The following is a 20,084-nucleotide window of genomic DNA, read 5'->3' on the forward strand; positions in this document are numbered from 1 at the left end:
CTCTCTGCCAACCGATCCGTCAGGTGCGCCGGCCGCCCGAGCGGCCCCGGATCTGCAGATTCTCCACCGCTTTTCAGGTATCCCTCTGATGTCACTTACGCCGTTGTCCACCGATAACTCATGGGCCAGCGGAATTGTGTCGAGTGATTGGCGGGTGCGGCAAGTGCTTCCCTCGGCGCCCCGGCGGGCCCGTGCGGGGTGAAGCGGAGGTATTACCTCCGCCGTCCTTCCGTACATGAGGTCTCCCCTGCCGGGCGCACTTGTAATAAGGTCTGCGAGATTGCGATCTGTCACGCTGCACCGGACGGGCCGATGTCCGGCACGGCGCCATGTCCGCATTCACGCATTCCTCCGGCCGTGGACCTTCCGGCGGAGTTCTGATAAACGCGCGAGTGCGGTGCGAGGGGCCCGGACCGCGCAATGCGGCTGCTTCCCTCCCGGGTCCTCCCCCGCTCCTTCCCGTTCCCTTCCCCGGGTCCTTCCTGCGTGATCCGGAAAGGGAACCGCGGGTGGCTGCGGACTCCGCCGGGACGCGAGTCCTGGTTGAGCACGCCTCCTGACCCCGTGGCCAGTGTGGGTGCGCACCGCCCGGCGGCGGTTGCCCTCTCTGGCCGGTATGCCCTCCGCGACAAGGAGCACGCGACCATGCCCACAGGACCCCTGGCTCAGCACACCGAGGTGTGCCTGGTCGGAGCCGGCCCGCGCGGGTTCTCCGTGCTCGAGCGGATCTGCGCGCAGGAACGCAAATCCCCGCTGTGGGACCGGGTGAGCGTGCACGTCGTCGATCCCGGACCGCCCGGCGCGGGCCGGGTGTGGCGGCCCGCGCAGTCGCCGCACCTGCTGATGAACACCGTCGCCTCGCAGGTCACCGTCTACACCGACGACAGCGTCAGCATCCGCGGCCCGCTGGAGGAGGGGCCCAGCCTCTACGAGTGGGCCCGGGCCCTTGGCCGGGGCGCGCTGGCGCCCGGCCCCGCCACCCCGTGCGGCGCCGACGTGCTGGGCGAGGCGCGCGCTCTCGGCCCGGACAGCTATCCCACCCGCGCCCTGTACGGGCGGTATCTGACCTGGGCGTTCGCGCAGGTCGTGGCGGACGCGCCGGCGCACGTGGCGATCCGCGTGCACCGGGTGCGGGCGGTGGCCCTCACCGACGACCAGGACGCGGGCGCGGCGGCGGGGGCTGCGGCCGGCTCGGCCGGTGCGGGGCGCGGGGCGGGCGCCCAGACGGTGGTGCTGGAGGACGGCACGCGGCTTTCGGGGCTGTCCGCGGTGGTGCTCGCCCAGGGGCACCTCCCCGTGCGGCCGGGTGAGCACGAGGCCGGGCTGGCCCGGTTCGCCGCCCGGCACGGTCTCTTCTACGTCGCGCCGGCCAACCCCGCCGATGTGGACCTCTCCCCCATCGCGCCGGGCCAGGACGTGCTGCTGCGCGGTCTTGGCCTGAACTTCTTCGACTACATGTCGCTGCTCACCCAGGGCAGGGGCGGCCGGTTCGAGCGGGCCGGACAACGGCTGGTCTACCGGCCCTCGGGGCGCGAGCCGCGGCTGCACGCCGGGTCGCGGCGCGGCATCCCGTACCACTCCCGCGGCGACAACGAGAAAGGCGCGTACGGCCGTTACCGGCCGCGGCTGCTGACCGCCGGGCACATCGCGGCGCTGCGCGCGCCGGGCCGTGGCCCGCTGCGCTTTCGCCGCGACCTGTGGCCGCTGATCTCCAAAGAGGTGCAGTGCGTGTACTACGAGGCGCTGCTGGCCGGCCGCGACGAGGCGCCCGCGGCGGTGGCCCGTTTCGCGGCCGCGTTCCTGGCCGCGGCGCCGGGGCGGGCCGAGGAGGGGGTGCTGGCGGCCGCCGGGATCGGCGAGGACGCGCGCTGGGACTGGGAGGCGCTCGCCCGCCCCTACGGCTCCCGCCTCTTCCGGGACGCGGGAGAGTTCGCCTCCTGGCTGCGCGGCCACCTCGAAGGGGACGTGGCGCAGGCGCGCCGGGGCAATGTGCGCGGGCCGCTGAAGGCCGCGCTGGACGTGCTGCGCGACCTGCGCAACGAGATCCGGCTGGCCGTGGACCACGGCGGGCTGACGGGGGTCTCGCACCGCAGCGAGCTGGAGGACTGGTACACGCCGCTCAACGCCTATCTGTCCATCGGGCCGCCCGCCGGGCGGGTGGAGGAGATGCTCGCGCTGATGGAGGCCGGGGTGCTCCAGGTGTCCCTGCCCGGCATCCGCGTCACCGCCGACGACGGCGGTGACGGCGGCGGCGGTGACGGCGGCGGCGGTGACGGCGGCGGCGGTGACGGCGGCGGGGCGGGTTTTGTGGGGACCTCGGCGCTGGTGCCCGGCGTGCGGGTGCGGGCCGGCGCGCTGATCGAGGCCCGGCTGCCCGGGATCGACCTGCGCCGCACGGACGATCCGCTGCTGCGCCGGCTCCTGGCCTCGGGGCAGTGCCGCCCCTACCGCGTCGAGGGCCACGAGACGGGCGGTCTGGCGGTGACCCGCTCCTTCCACCTGCTGGACGCCGACGGAACGGCGCACCGGCGGCGCTTTGCCTACGGGGTGCCCACGGAGTCGGTGCACTGGGTGACGGCCGCCGGCATCCGGCCCGGCGTCGGGTCGGTGACGCTGGAGGACTCCGACGCCATCGCGGGGGCGGTGCTGGCCCTGCCCGCCCCGACCCGCACGGCGGCGGACCCCGGGCCCGGCGGGGACAGGGCCCAGGTGCCCGCGGCCGAAGAGGTGCAGCCGTGAGGACGACACGCAGCGAACCAGCGGCAGCGGCAACCGCTGTCCCGGTGCAGCCGGATGCGGGGCTGCTGTCGCCGGTGCGGGTGGGCACCGCCGTCGAGGCCTCGGTCGGTGACGGGGCCTGGCTGCAGGCCATGCTGGACGCGGAGGCGGCGCTCGCCCGGGCGCAGGCGCGGACGGGCACGGTGCCCGCCGCTGCCGCCGCGGCGATCACCGCGGCCGCCCGGGCCGAGCACTTCGATGTGCGTGAGGTGGCGCTGGCCGGACGGGCGACGGCCAATCCGGTGGTCGGCCTGGTGGCCGCGCTCACCCGGGTGGTCGCCCGCACGGCGCCGGAGGCGGCCGAGTACGTGCACCGCGGCTCCACCAGCCAGGACGTCTTCGACACCGGCGCGATGCTGGTGGCCGCGCGCGCCCTGCGGCTGATCCTCGCGGACCTGCGGGAGACGGCCGCGTCCCTGGCCGCGCTGGCGGGCGCCCACCGCGACACGGTGATGGCCGGGCGGACCCTGGCCCTGCACGCCGTGCCCACCACGTTCGGGCTCAAGGCGGCCGGCTGGCGCCACCTGGTGCTGGAGGCCATCACGCGCCTGGAGCGGGTCGTCGAACAGTCGCTGGTCATCTCGCTGGGCGGGGCGGCCGGCACGCTGGCCGGCTACCTGCAGTACGCCCACCAGGCCCCCCGGTCCGCGGAGCAGGACCCGGACGGCTCCGCCGCGCACCGCGGCGCCGCCGAGGTGGTGGAAGAACTGGCCGAGGTGTTCGCCGCCGAGACGGGCCTGGCCCGGCCGGTGCTGCCCTGGCACGCCCTGCGCACACCGGTCACCGATCTGGGGGCCGCGCTGGCGCACACCGCGGGCGCCCTGGGCAAGATGGCGGCGGACGTGCAGGTCCTGGCCCGTACCGAGATCGGCGAGGTCGCCGAGCCCGCGCCCGCCGGGCGCGGCGCCTCCTCGGCGATGCCCCACAAACGCAATCCCGTCCTGGCCACCCTGATCCGCTCGGCGGCCGTCCAGGTGCCCGCGCTGGGCTCGGTCCTGGCGCAGTGCCTGGCCACCGAGGACGAGCGCTCGGCGGGGCTGTGGCATGCCGAGTGGCAGCCGCTGCGCGAGTGCCTGCGGCTGACCGGCGGCGCCGCGCACGCGGCCGCCGAACTGGCCGCCGGGCTGGTGGTGCACCCCGAACGGATGCGCGCCAACCTCGACCTGACGGCCGGTCAGGTCGTCTCCGAGCGGCTGGCGGCCCACCTGGCGCCCCGGCTCGGCCGGGACGCGGCCAGGGAGCTCCTGTCCCGCGCCTCGCAGCAGGCGCGGGACACCGGGCGGCCGCTGGGCCGGGTCCTGGCCGAACTGCCCGCCCTGACGGGGGTGGTGAGCGGTCAGGAGCTGGCGCGGCTGCTCGATCCGCGGGGCTACACCGGGGCGGCGGGGCCGCTGGTGGACCGCGCACTGCGGGGGTGAGCCCCCCTTCCCTCTCTTCTGCCCGCTGCCCTCTTCTCTCCCACTGCCCCCTTCTCCCCCACTGCCGTTTTTGTCCGCAACCGTCCAGCACTCAGCCGGAGGAATGTCATGCCGCCACTGCCGCCCGCCCGTGTCGTCCGCGCCGTCGAAAGCGTGCGCGCCGCGCTGCAGAGCCTGACGCGCAAACTCGCTCCCCCGCCGTTCGCGCTGCTCGAACTCGTCCAGGGCGCCATGGTCAGCCAGGCGATCCACGTGGCCGCCGAACTGCGCATCGCCGAGACCCTCCAGGACGGGCCGCTGGCCCCGGAGCAGATCGCGCGGCGGGCCGGGGCGGATGCCGACGCGCTGCACCGCCTGCTGCGCCTCCTTGCCACCTACGGCATCTTCACCGAGCACAAGGACGGGCGGTTCGCGCTGACCCCGATGGCGCGGGCCCTGCTCAAGGACGCCCCGATGTCCATGTACGGGATAGCCCGGCTGATGGGCCACCCCATCCACTGGGAGGACTGGGGGCATCTGGTCGACGCCGTGCGCACCGGGGAGCCGAGCCTGCCCAAGCTGCGCGGCATGGGCGCCTTTGAGTACCTGGAGGCCAACGCCGAGTACGGGGCGGTCTTCACCGACGGGATGGGGGCGATGTCGGGCACGGAGACCGAACCGCTGCTGGCCGCCTACGACTTCGCGCGGTACGCCACCGTGGTCGACTTCTGCGGCGGCCGCGGCGATCTGCTGGCCGGGGTGCTGAAGAAGACGCCGGCCGCGCGCGGGATCCTCTCCGACCCCCGCGTGGGCACCAACGGCGCCGCCGGCTTCCTGGCCGAACAGGGGGTGTCGGAGCGGTGCACGATCGCCGACGGCGGCCTGTTCGACGCGGTGCCGGCCGGCGGGGACGCCTACATCCTCAAGCACATCCTCCACGACTGGCCCGAGCCGCAGGCCCTGGAGATCCTGCGCAACGTCCGCAAGGCGATGAACCCCGGCGGGCGGCTCCTTGTGATGGAGATGGTCGTGCCCGACAAGATCAACGGCCCGCACTCGGGCAAGCTGGTCGACCTGTGGCTGATGCTGCTGGTCGGCGGCAAGGAGCGTACCCGCGCCCAGTACGCCGAACTCCTTGGCAAGGCCGGGTTCCAGCTGGAGCGGGTGGTGCAGACCCCGGCGGCGATCTCGATCGTCGAGGCGAGCGCGCACTGACCCCGGCACCCCGGTGCCCGGTCCGGCGCCGCACCCTCCTCCCCCGGGCGGCCGGGAGAAGGGGGTGCGGCGCCGGACCCTTTTCTCAGGTGCCCTGTTTTTGGGTGCCCTGTTTTTGCTGCTGCTTGCGGGCGGTGCGCAGGGGCACCTCGCGGACCCAGAGCGCGGCCGCCAGCGCCAGGCCCGCGGCCAGCGACGCCAGCACGAACGCCCCCTGGACGCCCTGGGCGACGGCGCTGCGGTAGACGGCGCGCGCGGGAGCGCTCAGGCGGTGCATGCTCTGGGCGTCCAGGCGGGTGTCGTGCAGGGCCGCGCCGTGGGTGTGCGCGCTCATCACGTCGCGTACGCGGTGGTTGAACAAGGTGCCCATGACGGCGACGCCGACCGACTGGCCCAGTGTGCGGAAGAGGGTCATCGCGGCGGAGGCGACGCCGACCTCGTGGGCGCCGACGCTGTTCTGGGCGACGGTCATCACGTTCTGGCCCAGAAAGCCCATGCCGGCCCCCAGCAGGGCCATGAACAGGGCGGCGGCCAGGCGTGAGGTGCCGGTGCCCACGTGCGAGAGCAGCAGGGTGCCGGTGAGCATCGCGGCCGAGCCGGTGATCTGGAGGATCTTGTAGCGGCCGGTGCGGGCGACGGTGCGGCCCGACAGCTGGGAGGCCAGGACCAGGGCGCCGAGCATCGGCAGCAGCAGCAGGCCCGAGCCGGTCGCCGAGACGCCGTGCACGGCCTGCTGGTAGAGCGGCAGGTACAGCACGGCGCCGAACATCACGAAGCCGTTGGTGAAGCTCAGCGCGGCCATCAGGCAGAAGTTGCGCTCGCCGAACAGGTGCGGGGGCAGGACCGGTTCGAGCGCCCGGGACTGGGCGTGGACGAAGCCGGCCAGGGCCGCGGCCGACAGGACGGAGAGCGTCACGATCGTGGCCGAGTCCCAGGCGTGCTCGACGCCGCCCCAGGTGACCACGAGCACGAAGGAGACGATGCACACGACCAGCAGCACCGCGCCCGCATAGTCGATGTGGGCCTTCCTGCGCCGGCCGGTCACCCGCACCAGGCGGGCGATCAGGGCCAGGGACAGCAGGCCGAGGGGCAGGTTGACCCAGAACGCCCAGCGCCAGCCGACCGAGTCGGTGAGCCAGCCGCCGATCAGCGGGCCCACGGTCATGGAGAACACCATGACGCTGGTGATCATGCCCTGGTAGCGGCCGCGTTCACGCGGCGGGATCAGCTCGCCGATGACCGCCATGACACCGACCGCGAGCCCTCCCCCGCCGAGCCCCTGCACGGTGCGCGCGGCGATCAGCTCGGCCATGTCCTGGGCCAGCCCGCACAGCAGCGACCCGGTCAGGAACACCGACATCGCCACGACGAGCCACCGCTTGCGCCCGTACATGTCGCCGAGCTTGCCCCAGACGGGGATGGAGGCCGCGGCGGCCAGCGTGTAGGAGGTCACCGCCCAGGACAGGTAGGCGGTGCCGCCCAGTTCGCCGGCGATGGTCGGCATCGACGTCGCCACGATGGTGCTGCCCAGCGAGGAGGGCAGCATCGCGAGCAGCAGGGGTATCAGCGCGAGGCGTACGCTGCGCGGCCCGGGCTCGCGCCGTGTCCCTCGGGTCTCGTCGATCGGCGCGTCCACGGGCTTCTCCTTCTGGCCGGTGCGCCTCATGTGATGTGCATCGTGGCCATCATGCCCCGCACGCCGTGCTCGAACATGTGGCAGTGGTAGAGGTATCGGCCGCGGTAGCTGTCGAAGACGGCCTGGAGCCTGACGGTTTCGCCGGGGGCGAGGTGGACGGTGTCCTTCAGGCCGCTCTCGCCCGCCCCGGGGGGACGGCCCGCGCGCTCCAGGACGCGGAACTGCACCAGGTGCAGGTGGAAGTTGTGCTCGGCGCGGGCGTTGGCGTTGGTGACCGTCCAGATCTCGCTGGAGTTGAACGCGATGCGGGCATCGACGCGTTGGGGGTCGTACTCCTTCTCGTCGATGTAGGCGCCGGGGTGTTCGCCGCCCTCGTCCATGCGCAGCACCACCTGCCGCTCGGCGTCGGGGCGGGGCAGGGGCGGCAGGGTGCGCAGCTTGGCGGGTATGCGGCTGGGGTCGGGGGCGGTGCGCACCACGTCGAAGCGGAGTATCTCGCCGATCTCCGGGGCGGGTCCGGTGCCGGTGGTGTTGGCCAGGACGACGCTGGTGCCCACCCGGTAGCGGGAGAAGTCGACGATCACGTCGGCGCGTTCGCCCGCGGACAGGGCGATGCGGTCGGTGGTGTGGGGGGCGGTGAGCAGGCCGCCGTCGGAGCCGATCTGGGTCAGCGGGCTGCCGTCGGCCAGGCGCAGTTCGAAGCGGCGCTGGTTGGAGGCGTTCAGCAGGCGCAGCCGGTACTTGCGGGCGGCGACCTGGAAGTAGGGGTAGGGCACGCCGTTGGCCAGGAGGGTGTCGCGGGCCCGGTCGCCCATGGCGTAGGCGAGCCGGCCCTGGTCGTCGAAGCGGGCGTCGCGCAGGGCGATGACGACTTCGTAGCGTCCCCGGGGCAGGGGCAGGGCGCGTTCGGTGGCGTCGGTGAGCAGGTAGGAGCCGGACAGGCCGCGGTAGGCGTTCTCCGCCTCGAGGTGGTGGGCGTGGTCGTGGAACCACAGCGGGGCGTGCGGCTGGCGGTTGGGGTAGTGGTAGACGCGGTCCGTGCCGGGTTCGATGACGTCCATGGGGTCGCCGTCGCTGTCGGGGCGCACCGCGGCGCCGTGCAGGTGGACGGCGGTGGGCACGGTCAGGCGGTTGCGCTGGCGGATGATGACGGGGTGGTGGGAGCGGGCTCGGATGACCGGGCCGGGGAAGTGGCCGTCGTAGGTGAGGACGTCGGTGTGCAGGCCGGGCAGGATCTGGGCGCGTGCGGGCTGCATGGTCATCACGTACACGTCGGATGTGCCGGTGCGGCCCACGGGCTTCTTCTCGGGCAGCAGGGGCATCGGGCGCCGGAACTTCTCCACCGTCTGTGCCCTGGCGGCGGGCGGGGCGGTGGTGTCGGGCCGGGCGCGGACGTGGGCGGCGAGCAGCGGGGTGAGGCCGGCGCCGGTGAGCGCCGCCCCGCCGGCGGCGAGTGTGACGCTCAGGGCACTGCGTCGGGTGATCATGGTTACTCCAGGGCTTGTCGGCGCCGCTGCCGGCGTGGAAGGAGCGGGGGCGGTGGGTGGGGCGGGGCCGGTGCCGGGCGGTGTCAGCCGGTGCCGAGTTTGAAGCCCACACCGCGCACGGTGACGACCCAGCCGTTGCCGCCGAGTTTTCCGCGCAGGCTGCTGACGTGGGTGTCGATGGTGCGGCGCGACCAGGAGTCGCCCCACACCTGCTGCAGGAGCTGCTTGCGCGGGATGACCGTGTCGGGCTGGGCGGCCAGCAGGCACAGCAGGTCGAACTCCTTGCGGGTCAGGGCGACGGTCCTGTTGTCGAGGGTGACCTGGCGGGAGTCGACGTCGATGCGCAGCCGGCCCAGGTCCATCTCCCGGGCCGCGGCGGGCTGCCAGCGGGTGCGGCGCATCACCGCGTCGATACGGGCGATGAGTTCGCGCAGCCCGTAGGGCTTGGTGACGTAGTCGTCGGCGCCCGCGTGCAGACCGAGGACGCAGTCGAGTTCGGAGCGGCGGGCGGTGACGATGATGATCGGGACGTGGCTGACCTCGCGGATCGCGCGGCACACTTCCAGGCCGTCCAGGTCGGGCAGGTCGAGGTCGAGGAGGACCAGTTCGACGTCCTCGTAGGCCTGCAGGGCCGCGCTGCCGTGCCGCACGCCCACGGGGTCGTGGCCGTGGCGGCGCAGCTGGGCGGTGAGGGAGCCGGCCAGGGCGGCGTCGCCGTCCACCACCAGGATGCGCTGGCCGGTGGGTGCCCGGGCCGGTGCCGGGGTGCCCGGCTCGGCGGGGCGGGCGGCCGCGGGCACGGCGGTGAAGGGCTCCAGCAGTGCCGGTGACGGTATGTGGCTCATGCCTCCCCCGTGGGGTGTGCGGTGCCCGGGCGGGCCGCCGGCCGGTGCGGGCCGGCGGCGCCGCGGTCGCCTACGGTTGGTGGGCCGGCGGGCCCTGGAGGGGCGCCCCGGGGTTCAGGACCCACGCCGAGTCGTGCCGGGTGAAGCCCACGCGCGGGTAGTAGCCGGCGGCGGCGGGCGCCGACAGGAGCACCACCTTGGCGTCGGGGGCCTGGCGGCGGGTCTCCTCCAGCAGGGCGATGCCCACCCCCGAGCGCTGGTGGTCACCGACCACGGCGATGTCGGAGAGGTAGGTGACGTAGGAGAAGTCGGAGATGCTGCGGGCGATGCCGATCAGGGTGCCCTGCGCCCCGCGGGCGACGACGACGAGGTTGGCCTCGCGCACCATCGCGGCCATCCGGGCGCGGTCCTTCACGGGCCGGCGCTCGCCCAGGCCGGAGGCGTGGTAGACGGCCAGGACCTCGTCCAGGTCGAGGTCGCATCCGTTGACGCGTTCAGTCTTCCAGCTCATCGAGCATCTCCAATCGCCGCCGTACGACGTCGTGGTGGACCAGGAAGCGCTCGGGCCGCGGCTCTTGGCTCAGCTCGACGCCCTCGGTGGCCAGGGTGTCCCGGAAGGGGGTGCCGGTGGCCGCGGTCCGGTTGGCGGCGGCCTGCGCCGAGCGGTAGGCGTGCTCGCGCTCGGCGCCGTCGCCGAGCAGGTCGGCCAGGACGGCCGAACTGTAGATGAGGCCGTGGGTGTGCTCCAGTGCGGCGCGCATCGTCTGGGGGCGCACGGTGAGGTGGGCCAGGAGCTCTTCGGCCCTGGTGGCCTGGAAGTGGGCCACGGCCAGGCTGTCGGGCAGGATGACCCGCTCGACAGCCTGGTGGGCCAGGTCCCGCTCGTGCCACAGCGCGACGTCCTCCAGCGCGGTGGTGGCGTAGCCGCGCAGCAGGCGGGCCAGGCCGCACAGCCGCTCGCTGGTGGTGGGGTTGCGTTTGTGGGGCATGGCGCTGGAGCCCTGGTAGGCCGGGGCGCGCTGTTCTTCGACCTCGGCGACCTCGGTGCGCTGCAGCAGCCGCATCTCCAGGGCGATCTGTTCGATGCAGGCCCCCAGCGCGGCGAGGGCCTGCACCAGTTGGGCGTGCCGGTCGCGGGCGACGACCTGGCTGGGTGCCGGCTCGATGCCGAGCCCCAGTGACTGGCACACGTACTGTTCGACGTAGGGGTCGATGAGGGCGTAGGTGCCCACCGAGCCGGAGACGGTGCCGACCGCGACGGCCTCGCGGGCGGCCGCCAGGCGGGTCAGGGAGCGGTCGACGGCGAAGGCGTAGCCGGCGAGTTTGTGGCCGAAGGTGGTCGGTTCGGCGTGGATGCCGTGGGTGCGGCCGACCATCAGGGTGTCGAAGTGCTCCAGGGCCCGCCTCACCAGGGTGCGGCGCAGGCGGCGGGCGGCCGCGGTGAGCAGGTCGGTGGCGCGGGCCAGGGTGTGGCCCAGCGCGGTGTCCACCAGGTCGTAGCTGGTCATGCCCAGGTGGACGAAGCGGGCGGAGGATTCGGGGATGTTCTCGCAGTAGGCGGCGAGGAAGGAGAGGACTTCGTGGTCGCGCTCCTTCTCGATCTCGGCGATGCGGTGCGCGAGCGGCACGGGGGCGCGGCGCATGTCGCGCACGGCGTCCTCGGGGACGCGTCCCAGGCGTACCTGTGCCTCGGTGGCGAGGATCTCGACGCGGACCCAGGTGGCGTAGCGGTGCTGGTCGCTGAAGAGTTCCGCCATCTCGGGCAGGGTGTATCGGGCAATCATGCAACGGCCTCTGTTCTGCGGGTTGTTGGCACGCTGGTGGTCGGCAGGCGGAGGGTCGGCACGCTGGTTGGTATCGGCAGGCGGTGTGTCGGCGCGGCGCTCAGTACGCCTCGAAGTACTCGCGCTGTTCCCAGGCGGTGACCTGGTCGGGGCTGGTGCCGGTGGTGGCGCACCAGGTGGTGTAGCGGCGCAGTTCGCTCTCCTTGAGGCGGGTCAGGCAGGTGGTGAGGGGGCGGCCCAGGAGCTGTTCGGCGCGGCCCGCGGTGAAGGCGGCCAGGGCTTCGTCCAGGGACTGCGGCACGTGCTGTTCGGCGGCCGGGGCGGGCCGTTCGCCGTCCGGGGTGCCCGTCGGGCCGGTGAGGCCGGCCAGGCCGGCGAAGAGCTGGGCGGCGATGGCCAGGTAGGGGTTGGCGCACGGCTCGCCGCTGCGGTTTTCGATGTGGGCGCCGGTGCCGCCGCCGACCGTGCGGAGCATGACGCTGCGGTCCTCCATGGACCAGTCCATGCGGGTGGGGGCCAGCGCGTGGCGGGAGTTGAGCCTGCGGTAGCCGTTGACGGTGGGCACCGAGAGCAGGAACAGCTCCCTGCTGTGGGCGAGCAGGCCGTCGGCGTAGGCCTTGGCCTGCGGGGACAGGCCGCCCGCGGGGCCGTCGGCGGCGAAGAGGTTGCGGCCGCTCTCGGTGTCCAGGACGGACTGGTGCAGGTGCCAGCCGCTGGGGTCGAAGGCGTCCAGGCGCGGCTGTGACATGAAGGTGGCGTGGTGGCCGCGCCGGGCGCACCAGCGTTTGGTGGCGGTGCGGAACAGCAGCATCGCGTCCGCGGTGTCCAGGGCGGACATCGGGCTGAAGGTGGATTCGACCTGGCCGGGGCCCGATTCGTGTTCCATGGAGCGCAGCGGCAGGCCCAGCGCGCTCAGGTGCATGGCCAGCGGGTCGGTGATGTGGGCGATGGAGTCGTAGCGGGCGTCGAGGTTGAACTGGTAGCCGGCGTTCATCGCGGCCACCGGGGGGGCTTGGCCTTGCAGGCCGAAGCCGTTGCCCGTGTTGCCGGGCGTCTCCTCGAGCAGGCGGGTGAGGTACCACTCGACTTCCAGGCCGGTGACCGGGGTGTAGCCGTGGGCGGTGTACTGGTCGCTCAGGCGGTGCAGCACGGCGCGGGAGGACAGCGGGTGGCGGGTGCCCTCGCGCAGGTATTCGTCGCCGATGACCCAGGCGGTGCGCGGCTGGGTGCCGGGCAGGAGCTGGAAGGTCAGCGGGTCGGGTACGAGGATGAAGTTGCCCGCGCCGGCGAGTTCTTCCACGCCCAGGCCGGGGTCGCCCAGGTCGACGGCGAGGGCGTGGCCGGTGTCGAAGAGGAAGGGGCCGGGGCTGAAGTTCATGCCGTTGCGCAGGACCGAGCGGAAGGTGTCCGCGGTCAGGGTCTTGGAGCGGGCCAGGCCGTGCGGGTCGCAGAAGGCCAGGCGGACGAAGTCGATGCCGGCGAGGTCGGCCTCGATCTGTTCGGCGGCGGCGGACTGCTCCCCGGTCCACAGGTGGTGGTCGGCGACGAAGGAGGGTGTGCCGACGGCGTCCTGGGCGGCTACGGAGCGCCATGCGCGGGTGTACATGTCTCAGGGGGTCCTTTCGGTGGCGGGGACGAGCGCGTGCCCGGGGCGGGGCGGGGGCAGGGCTCCCAGCTCGCTCTCCAGGCGGTGAGCCACCGTCAGGACCGGTTCGTCGGCGCCGACGGGGCCCACGAGCTGGATCCCGGCCGGCAGTCCGGAGCCGGTCAGGCCGGCCGGGAGGGTCACCGCGGGCTGGCCGGTCATGTTGAAGGGGTAGGAGGCGGGTGACCAGGCCAGCCAGAGCAGGTCGCGGGGGTCGGCCGCCCAGGGCGGGGCGATGGCGTTCAGGTCGAAGGGTTCGACGGGGACGGTGGCCATGGCCAGCAGGTGGTGGCGGCGCATCACCGAGCGCAGCCGGGTGCGCAGTTGCTGGCGGACTTCTTCGGCGCGCATCAGGGCGGTGCCGCTCAGGGTGCGGCCGTAGCGGACGATTTCCAGCCGGCCCGGATCGCAGTGTTCCTCGTCCTCGCGGGTGGTGCCGGCGGCTTCGGCGGCGGCCAGGATGTCGACGAGGGCGGGGTAGAGGTCCTGGCAGCGCACCTGGATGCGTTCGACGTGGTGGCCCTGGCTCTTGAGGGCGCCCATCGCCTCTTCGGTGACCTTGCGGATCTCGTCGGTGGTGCCCTCGTACTCGATCCATCCGATGTGCTGGCGGCGGCGGTGGGAGGGCAGGTCGATGGAGCCCAGGCCGGAGTCGGGGTCGGCGGGGTGGGGGCCTGCGATGACGGCGGCCAGCGCGGCCGCGTCGGTGACGGTGCGGGCCAGGGTGCCCTGGTGGGCGAGGCGGTCGACGCCGTTGGGGACGTAGGGGACGCGTCCGTAGGAGGGTTTGTAGCCGGCCACGCCGCAGAACGCGGCGGGGATGCGGATGGAGCCGGCTCCGTCGGTGGCCAGGGCGCCCTCGCCCAGGTGGGTGGCGACCGCGGCGGCGGCCCCGCCGCTGGAGCCGCCGGCGGTGAGGTGGGGGGCGTAGGGGTTGGCGGTGGGCGGGGCGGTGCGGCTGAGGGTGGCGGCGCTCCAGCCGTACTCGCTGGTCGTCGTCTTGCCGATGATGACGGCGCCCGCGGCGCGCAGCCGTGCGACGGCCGGGGCGTCTTTTTGGGGGCGGCGGTTGGGCAGCAGGGAGCCGCGGGTGGTGGGCAGGTCGCGGGTCTGCAGGAGGTCCTTGACGGAGACCGTGACGCCCAGCAGCGGGGCGCCCTGCCAGGCCTGGGCGCCGCGTTCGCGGATGCGGCGGTCGGCCTGCTCGGCGGCGCGCAGCGCCTCGTCGCCTGCGGCGGTGACGAACGCGCCGAGGGTGTCCTGTTCGCGGACGGCGCTCAGCACGGCCTGCACGTGTTCGAGGACGGTCGTCTCCCGCCGCCGCAGCCGCCCGGTGAGCGCCCCGATCGCCCCGGCGGTCATCGTGGGGTGCCCTGGGGGGCGGGGCCGGTGATGGTCTGCCAGTGCCAGGGGGCGTCGAAGGCGGTGACCTCGACCGGGGTGCCGGTGAGGGTCAGTTCGGCGGCCAGGGTGGTGGCGCGGGCGATGAAGCGCGAGGCGCGGTGGGCGGCGAGCAGGTCGGGCTCGGTGAAGGGGGTGCCGGCGCAGCGCAGCAGGCGCAGGTCGACGAAGCCGTTGAAGGTGCGTCCGGCCACCTCGACGGGTTGCGGGGAGCGGATGGAGAAGCGCACCTGGTTGCTGACGTGCCCGTGGTGGTGCTGGTCGGAGAAGAACGCGATGTCGGGGATGGTGGGCGGCACGAAGTGGTCGCGGGCCACCACGGCGGGGTGGCGGGGCAGGTTGCCGGGCACGAAGTGCCAGGAGTTGTACTGCATGCGGGAGGACATCGCCCAGGCCGCGTCCGCGGTTGCCCGCAGCGAGTCGCCGAAGTGGGCGCGTGCCTGGGGGCGGGGCACCACACAGCAGAAGTAGTGGGTGATGTCCCAGCCGCAGATCTCCGCCCAGCTCTCGGTGCGCAGCGCGTCGATCAGCGCGGGCAGGGAGCGCATGCCGCGGCTCATGGCGAAGTCGGCGGCGAAGACGTCGGCGACGGCCGTGACGCTTTCGTGGACGAGTGCTTCCAGTCCGGTGGCGCAGGCGCCGTGCGGGCGGGCGAGCCAGGCGGGGTCGGCGGCCGCGCTGTGCCCGAGTTCGTCCAGGGTGGTGCCGGTCAGCGGCAGGCGTGCGGCCAGGCGGCGGGCGAGTTCCTCGTCGCGGCGCCGTACCTGGTCGGTGTCGGCGGCGATGCGTTCCACCTTGTGCATCAGGGTGCCGTGGATCTCGCGGTAGAGGGGGACCTGGCGGATCACCTGGCGGCGGCGTGCGCCGAGCGCTTCGGCGAGGGTCTTGAGGTCCTCCACGCCGTGGGAGGCGGCGGGGGCGACCGGCTCGCCGGGCACGCTGTTGTAGGAGTGGCGGATGCGTTCCAGCATGGCGGCGATGTGGTCGATGCTCAGCTGCGTGCCGTTGGCCTCCTCCACCCGGCCGGCGCCGGCGGAGCGGATGAGCAGGGTCAGGCCGATGACCAGCTGCACGTCGTGGTCGGACCAGAGTTCCAGGGGCAGTTGCTGCAGGCTGCTCAGGACGCAGTCGGGGTGTCCGGGCCACAGGGTCTTGCCGGTGAGGCTGTTCTGCTCCCGGAAGTTGGTGTACTGGCGGTGTTCTTGGTAGAGCACGAAGGGGGCGGTGCGCAGGGCCGCTTCCTTGGCCTGTTCCAGGAGTTCGTCGCGGCCCTTGTCGCCCTGGCGCTCCAGCCAGGCGCGGCAGTCGGCCAGGGTGTGGGCGGTGCGGGCGGCGGCCCGGCTCATCCGGGCGTGGTAGGCGCGGGCGGCCGGCAGCGACCAGGGCACGCGCAGGACGCCGCCGACCAGGTGGCGGCGGTCCAGGGGGCCCTGGGCGGGGCCGCGCAGGACGATGCGGCCGGTGGTGGCCAGGGCGAGCTCGCCGACGAAGACGGGTTCCTCGGCGGCGGCTTCGATGAGGTCGGGGGCCTGCTCGGGCTCGGCGCTCTCGTGTGCGGTGGTGTCCTCGCGCCAGGTCAGGCCCCACAGGGCGTGGCAGGCGGCTTCCTCGGTGGTGCTCAGGGCCCGCAGCTGTACCTGGGGCGGTACGTGGCCGTCGAGGCCGAGGAGGATGTCCACGCCGGTGCGCAGGTCGGGGGCGGTGCGGGCGCGGTGCCACACCCGTTCCAGCAGGGCGGGGAAGCCGGCGCCGGGCTCGCGGGTGCGGTCGGGGCCCGGTGCGGTGCCCGCGGCGGTGCCCAGGCGGCTGGGGCGGCGGCTGAGGCGTTTTCTGGCGTTGGCGGCGCGGCGGCTCTCGCGTTCGGCGGGCCCGTTCGTGTCGGCGGGCCCGGTCATGAGGTGCCCGCGGACAGGTCGATGTGGCTCCACAGGCCGGCGTCGGTGGGGTCCCAGTCCTCGTCGACGTAGATGCAGTCGACGGGGCACTCCAGGACGCAGGCGGGGCAGCCCGAGCACAGTTCGGGAATGATGATGACGTCAAGACCGCGGTCGAATATGGCGCCGAACTCCTCGGGACAGCCGCGCAGGCAGCTGTCGCAGGTGATGCACTCCGAGGCTTCTATGCGGCGCGGTGGCTTCTTCCAGTTCTCGCCGCGAGTTCGCGCGGCGATCCGCTCGGAACGGGCGGATTTCGCCGCCGGCATTGCGTTCTCGCTCACGGAACACTCACCCTTCGGGTCGGTTCGAGACGCCCACATCGTTACGACGGTGTCTCGACCACTCCATGAGCTTCGGTGGTGGCTTGCTCGACTGCTTTGTTCAACCGGGGAATTGCTCGGTTGAACAGTGACGGGCGGTTCTACCGTCGTGCCCCAAAGCCGTTCCCCAGGGGTTTGACCACGAACAGGAGCTGCCACGATGCCTGCGACGCCGGCGCCGAAACTAATGACGTTCCTGGCCTTCAGGAGCCAGGCCGAGGAGGCGCTGCAGTTCTACACCTCGCTCTTCGACAACTCCGAGGTGCACCGGATGATCCGGGCCCGTGCCGGGGAACCGGGGTGGGAGGAAGGGGTGCTGCAGCACGCTCTCTTTACACTCGACGGGCAGATGTTCATGTGTACGAACATGCCGCCGCCGGGGGCCGTTGGATACGATCTTGCGCCGTGGGATTCGTATGAGTTCTCCCCCGCGACCGCGATATACGTGCAGTGCGAATCGGAAAGTGAATTCGATCGTTTCTACACGGCGCTTTCGGAGAAGGGTGAGGTCATCATGCCGGCGGGCGGGTATGAATTCAGTGCCCGGTTCGCGTGGCTGACCGACCGGTTCGGGGTGTCGTGGCGCATCAACCTCGTGCCGTCGCGCAGGGCGCGCGCCCGCTGAGGGGCCGCATGCGGCTGAGGCCGGCCCGCCTCGTCAGGGGGGCCGGCCTCAGCCGTGTGCGGGTGCCGGTGCTGGTGCGGGTGCCGGTCAGCCCCAGGCGCCGGCGATCGCCTTGGTGGTCACGTTCAGGCGGTTGAAGAAGTTGGTCAGGGAGACCATGAGGATCAGGGCCGCCAGGCCCTTCTCGTCGTAGTGGGCCTTGGCGCGCTCCCACACGTCGTCCGGCACCGGGTCGGAGCGGTCGGAGAGGCGGGTGGCGCACTCGGCCAGCTCCAGCGCGGCGCGCTCGGCGTCGGTGAAGTAGGAGGTCTCCCGCCAGGCGGAGACGGCGAACAGGCGCTCCTCGGTCTCGCCGGCCTTGCGGGCGCCGCGGGCCCCGGAGTCCACACAGGGGCTGCAGCCGTTGATCTGGCTCGCGCGCAGGTGGACCAGGTCCAGGGTCGTCTTCGGGACTCCACCGGAGTAGATCGCCTTGTACAGGTCCTGCACAGGCTGGGTGGCGTCAAGGATCATCGCCGGGTTCTGCAGGCGCGCTTCCATGATTCTTCCTCTCTTGGATCACCATCGACGCCGCTTACAGGCAGCGTCACTTCTATGACGACTGGGGGCGGATGAGTGTGACAGCGGCAGGTCACCGGGGCTGCCGGGGCCTGACGGCCGGTCGGGAACCGGGGTCGGGAACCGGGGTCGGGGACCGGGGTCGGGGGCCGGGTCGGGGGGCAGGCGCCGCGCCGCGGGGGATTCGACGCGGCGCCCCCCTTTTCCGTCCGGCGCGCCGGTCAGGTGCCGACGTCGACGCGGGCGGTCTGTGACGGGCGCTCGCTGGGCAGCGGCGCCTCGTCCTCGGGGTGGCCCGGGCGCCAGATGCGCGGGCCGATGCTGAGGGAGAGGGCGGGGATGAGCAGGCTGCGCACCAGGAAGGTGTCCAGGAGGATGCCGATCGCGATGAGCAGGCCCTGCTGCAGGGAGGCCACGGTGGGGATGGCGGCCAGGACGCAGAAGGTGGCGGCCAGGACGACGCCCGCGGAGGTGATGACGCCGCCGGTGACGGTGAGGCCGGTCAGGGTGCCCTCGCGGTGGCCGCGCAGTTTGACCTCTTCGCGGACCCGGGCCATCAGGAAGATCGTGTAGTCCACCCCGAGGGCGACCAGGAACAGGAAGCCGATCAGCAGCAGGCCGCGGTCGATGCGCGGGTAGTCGATGGCGTGGAAGAGCAGGGAGGCCGCGCCGACGGCGGAGGCGAAGGAGACGACCACCGACGCCAGCAGGACGAGCGGGGCGACCACCGCGCGCAGCACCAGGATCAGCATGAGCAGGACGACCGCGAGGATCAGCGGGATGAGGAGCATCTCCTCGTCCTTTTGGGCGTCGGAGGTGTCCAGGACGATCGCGGTCTGGCCGCCCACGACGGCCTCGGCGCTCTCGCCCTGGGTCTTGTCCAGGGCCGTGCGCATCCGCTCGACGGTGTCCTTGGCCGCGGAGGTGTCCGGGGCGGCCTCGAAGACGGCGGTCAGGTGGGTCCAGCCGCCCGCGGTGCGCTGGGTGGCGGCCGATTCGACGCCGGGGACGTCCTGGACGGTCCGCAGCGCGCTGTCCGCTCCGGAGGCGGGCACGTAGATGTCGGCGGGTGCCGAGGAGCCGGCCGGGAAGTGCTTGGCCAGCAGGTGCTGGCCCTCGACGGAGTCGACGGACTTGGTGAACTGCTCGGCCTGGGTCTGGCCGGTCTCCACCGTGGCGGTGCCCAGGGCCAGGACGGCCAGGACGCCCAGGGAGGCGGCCCAGATCACCCGGGGTTTGCGGCCCACGGCGCCGGCCACGCGGGCCCAGGTGCCGTGCTCCTTGTGCGCGCTCGCGTCGTAGCCGGGGGTGTGGCGGGGCACGAAGGGCCAGAACGTCCAGCGGCCCAGGATGACCAGCAGGGCGGGCAGCAGGGAGGTCATCGCCAGGAAGACCACCGCGATGCCGATGGCCACCACCGGGCCCAGGCCCTGGGTGGAGTTCATGCTGCCGAAGACCAGGCACAGCGTGGCCACGCCCACGGTGGCCGCGGAGGCGGCCAGGGCGGGCAGGGAGCGGCGCACCGCGATCTGCATCGCCTCGTGGCGGTCCTCGTGGCGGTGCAGTTCCTCGCGGTAGCGGGCGATGAGCAGCAGGGCGTAGTCGGTGCCGACGCCCACGCACAGGATCATCAGGATGTACGCGCTGAGTCCGTTGACGAGCAGGCCGGCGTGTTTGGCCAGGAGGTAGACCACGCCGCTGGCGACCTGGCTGGCCAGGAAGACGGTGAGCAGCGGGACCAGCCACAGGACGGGGCTGCGGTAGGTCAGCAGGAGCAGCAGGGCGACGACGCCGAGGGCCGCGCCCAGCAGGGCGCCGTCCATGCCGCTGTAGACCTCGGCGAAGTCGCGGACGCTGCCGGCCTCGCCGGCGATGCGGACGTCCAGGCCGTCGGGTGCGTCCTTCTTCACGATGTCCTCGGAGTCGCTCACGGCGTCGGTGAGCACTCCGTTGTCGCTGGGGCTGGTGCGCAGCGGGTAGCTGAGGAAGGCGGCCTTGTTGTCCTTGGAGATCTGGGGTTTGGCGACGTCGCCGACGGCGATGTCGTCCTGCAGCGCGGTGCGGTCGGCTGCGATCTTGTCCCGGTCGGCGTCGGTGAGGCCGCCGCCGCGGGCGTAGATGATGATGGCGGTGCTGCTGTCCTTGTCGGCGAAGTGCTTCTCGGCCAGGGCGACGGCCTGGGTGGACTGGGCGCTGGAGGGCAGCCAGGTCTCGGGGTCGTTGTCCTGGACGTCGCCCAGCTTGGCGGCGAGGGATCCGCCGGCGGAGATGAGGACCAGCCAGATGACGAGCACGGCCCACTTGGTGCGGCGTCCGCTGACCATGCGGGCATAGCGGGCCAGGAATCCGGCTGCGGCGCCTGGACTGTCACTGTGGGTGTCTGGTCGACGACGTAGCGTTGTCATGGATGCTCGCAAAGGGTCAGGGAGCCTGCTTCGGACAGCTCCGCTCTTGAA

Annotated in this window: 15 protein-coding genes; 4 read left to right on the plus strand and 11 right to left on the minus strand. The window is 73.0% G+C overall.

What is annotated here, in order from left to right:
* Positions 1-645 precede the first annotated feature (645 nt).
* The 3 genes from AC07DO_RS34455 to AC07DO_RS34465 all read left to right on the plus strand — a co-directional run bounded on the left by AC07DO_RS34455 (position 646) and on the right by AC07DO_RS34465 (position 5,390).
* Positions 646-2,739, plus strand: coding sequence for an FAD/NAD(P)-binding protein (locus AC07DO_RS34455; RefSeq protein ID WP_479065465.1), 2,094 nt, complete (start codon positions 646-648; stop codon positions 2,737-2,739).
* Positions 2,736-4,196, plus strand: a complete 1,461-nt coding sequence (locus tag AC07DO_RS34460) for a nitrosuccinate lyase (protein WP_479065467.1) — start codon at positions 2,736-2,738, stop codon at positions 4,194-4,196. Before AC07DO_RS34455 ends, AC07DO_RS34460 begins: the two co-directional genes overlap by 4 nt.
* A gap of 108 nt (positions 4,197-4,304) precedes the next feature.
* Complete coding sequence (locus tag AC07DO_RS34465) at positions 4,305-5,390, plus strand: methyltransferase (protein ID WP_479065470.1); 1,086 nt, start codon at positions 4,305-4,307, stop codon at positions 5,388-5,390.
* 85 nt (positions 5,391-5,475) lie between these two features.
* Here the strand turns inward: AC07DO_RS34465 and AC07DO_RS34470 are convergent, their stop codons facing one another.
* From AC07DO_RS34470 to AC07DO_RS34510, 9 genes are all read right to left on the minus strand, one after another.
* The gene (locus tag AC07DO_RS34470; RefSeq protein WP_479065472.1) at positions 5,476-7,056 is read right to left on the minus strand and encodes an MDR family MFS transporter; all 1,581 of its coding nucleotides are present in this window, start codon (positions 7,054-7,056) and stop codon (positions 5,476-5,478) included.
* Positions 7,053-8,513, minus strand: coding sequence for a multicopper oxidase family protein (locus tag AC07DO_RS34475; protein ID WP_479065474.1), 1,461 nt, complete (start codon positions 8,511-8,513; stop codon positions 7,053-7,055). Before AC07DO_RS34475 ends, AC07DO_RS34470 begins: the two co-directional genes overlap by 4 nt.
* Positions 8,514-8,596: 83 nt before the next feature.
* Positions 8,597-9,358 carry a response regulator gene (locus tag AC07DO_RS34480; RefSeq protein WP_479065476.1) on the minus strand — a complete coding sequence of 254 codons (762 nt, stop codon included), beginning with the start codon at positions 9,356-9,358 and terminating at the stop codon, positions 8,597-8,599.
* 70 nt (positions 9,359-9,428) lie between these two features.
* Positions 9,429-9,869, minus strand: a complete 441-nt coding sequence (locus tag AC07DO_RS34485; protein ID WP_479065478.1) for a GNAT family N-acetyltransferase — start codon at positions 9,867-9,869, stop codon at positions 9,429-9,431.
* Positions 9,853-11,142 (minus strand): adenylosuccinate lyase, encoded by a 1,290-nt coding sequence (purB, locus tag AC07DO_RS34490; protein ID WP_479065480.1) that lies wholly within the window; start codon positions 11,140-11,142, stop codon positions 9,853-9,855. The genes AC07DO_RS34485 and purB overlap by 17 nt, the downstream gene beginning before the upstream one ends.
* A 100-nt stretch (positions 11,143-11,242) precedes the next feature.
* The gene (locus tag AC07DO_RS34495) at positions 11,243-12,748 is read right to left on the minus strand and encodes a glutamine synthetase family protein (RefSeq protein ID WP_479065482.1); all 1,506 of its coding nucleotides are present in this window, start codon (positions 12,746-12,748) and stop codon (positions 11,243-11,245) included.
* A 3-nt stretch (positions 12,749-12,751) separates the two neighbouring features.
* Positions 12,752-14,149, minus strand: coding sequence for an amidase (locus AC07DO_RS34500; protein ID WP_479065484.1), 1,398 nt, complete (start codon positions 14,147-14,149; stop codon positions 12,752-12,754).
* Positions 14,146-16,083 (minus strand): hypothetical protein, encoded by a 1,938-nt coding sequence (locus AC07DO_RS34505; protein ID WP_479065485.1) that lies wholly within the window; start codon positions 16,081-16,083, stop codon positions 14,146-14,148. The genes AC07DO_RS34500 and AC07DO_RS34505 overlap by 4 nt, the downstream gene beginning before the upstream one ends.
* Positions 16,080-16,406 carry a 4Fe-4S dicluster domain-containing protein gene (locus tag AC07DO_RS34510; protein WP_479065487.1) on the minus strand — a complete coding sequence of 109 codons (327 nt, stop codon included), beginning with the start codon at positions 16,404-16,406 and terminating at the stop codon, positions 16,080-16,082. The genes AC07DO_RS34505 and AC07DO_RS34510 overlap by 4 nt, the downstream gene beginning before the upstream one ends.
* Before the next feature lie 199 nt (positions 16,407-16,605).
* On the opposite strand from AC07DO_RS34510, the gene AC07DO_RS34515 reads away from it, so the two are divergent.
* On the plus strand, positions 16,606-17,070 hold the full coding sequence (locus AC07DO_RS34515; RefSeq protein WP_479065489.1) for a VOC family protein: 465 nt from the start codon (positions 16,606-16,608) through the stop codon (positions 17,068-17,070).
* 87 nt (positions 17,071-17,157) lie between these two features.
* On the opposite strand, the gene AC07DO_RS34520 is transcribed toward AC07DO_RS34515, so the two are convergent.
* Positions 17,158-17,610, minus strand: coding sequence for a carboxymuconolactone decarboxylase family protein (locus tag AC07DO_RS34520; RefSeq protein ID WP_479065491.1), 453 nt, complete (start codon positions 17,608-17,610; stop codon positions 17,158-17,160).
* 239 nt (positions 17,611-17,849) lie between these two features.
* Entirely contained in the window at positions 17,850-19,952 is a 2,103-nt protein-coding gene (locus tag AC07DO_RS34525) for an MMPL family transporter (RefSeq protein ID WP_479065493.1), read from the minus strand.
* Between the last annotated feature and the right edge of the window lie 132 nt (positions 19,953-20,084).

The sequence above is a fragment of the Streptomyces sp. NPDC045678 genome (assembly GCF_056432085.1).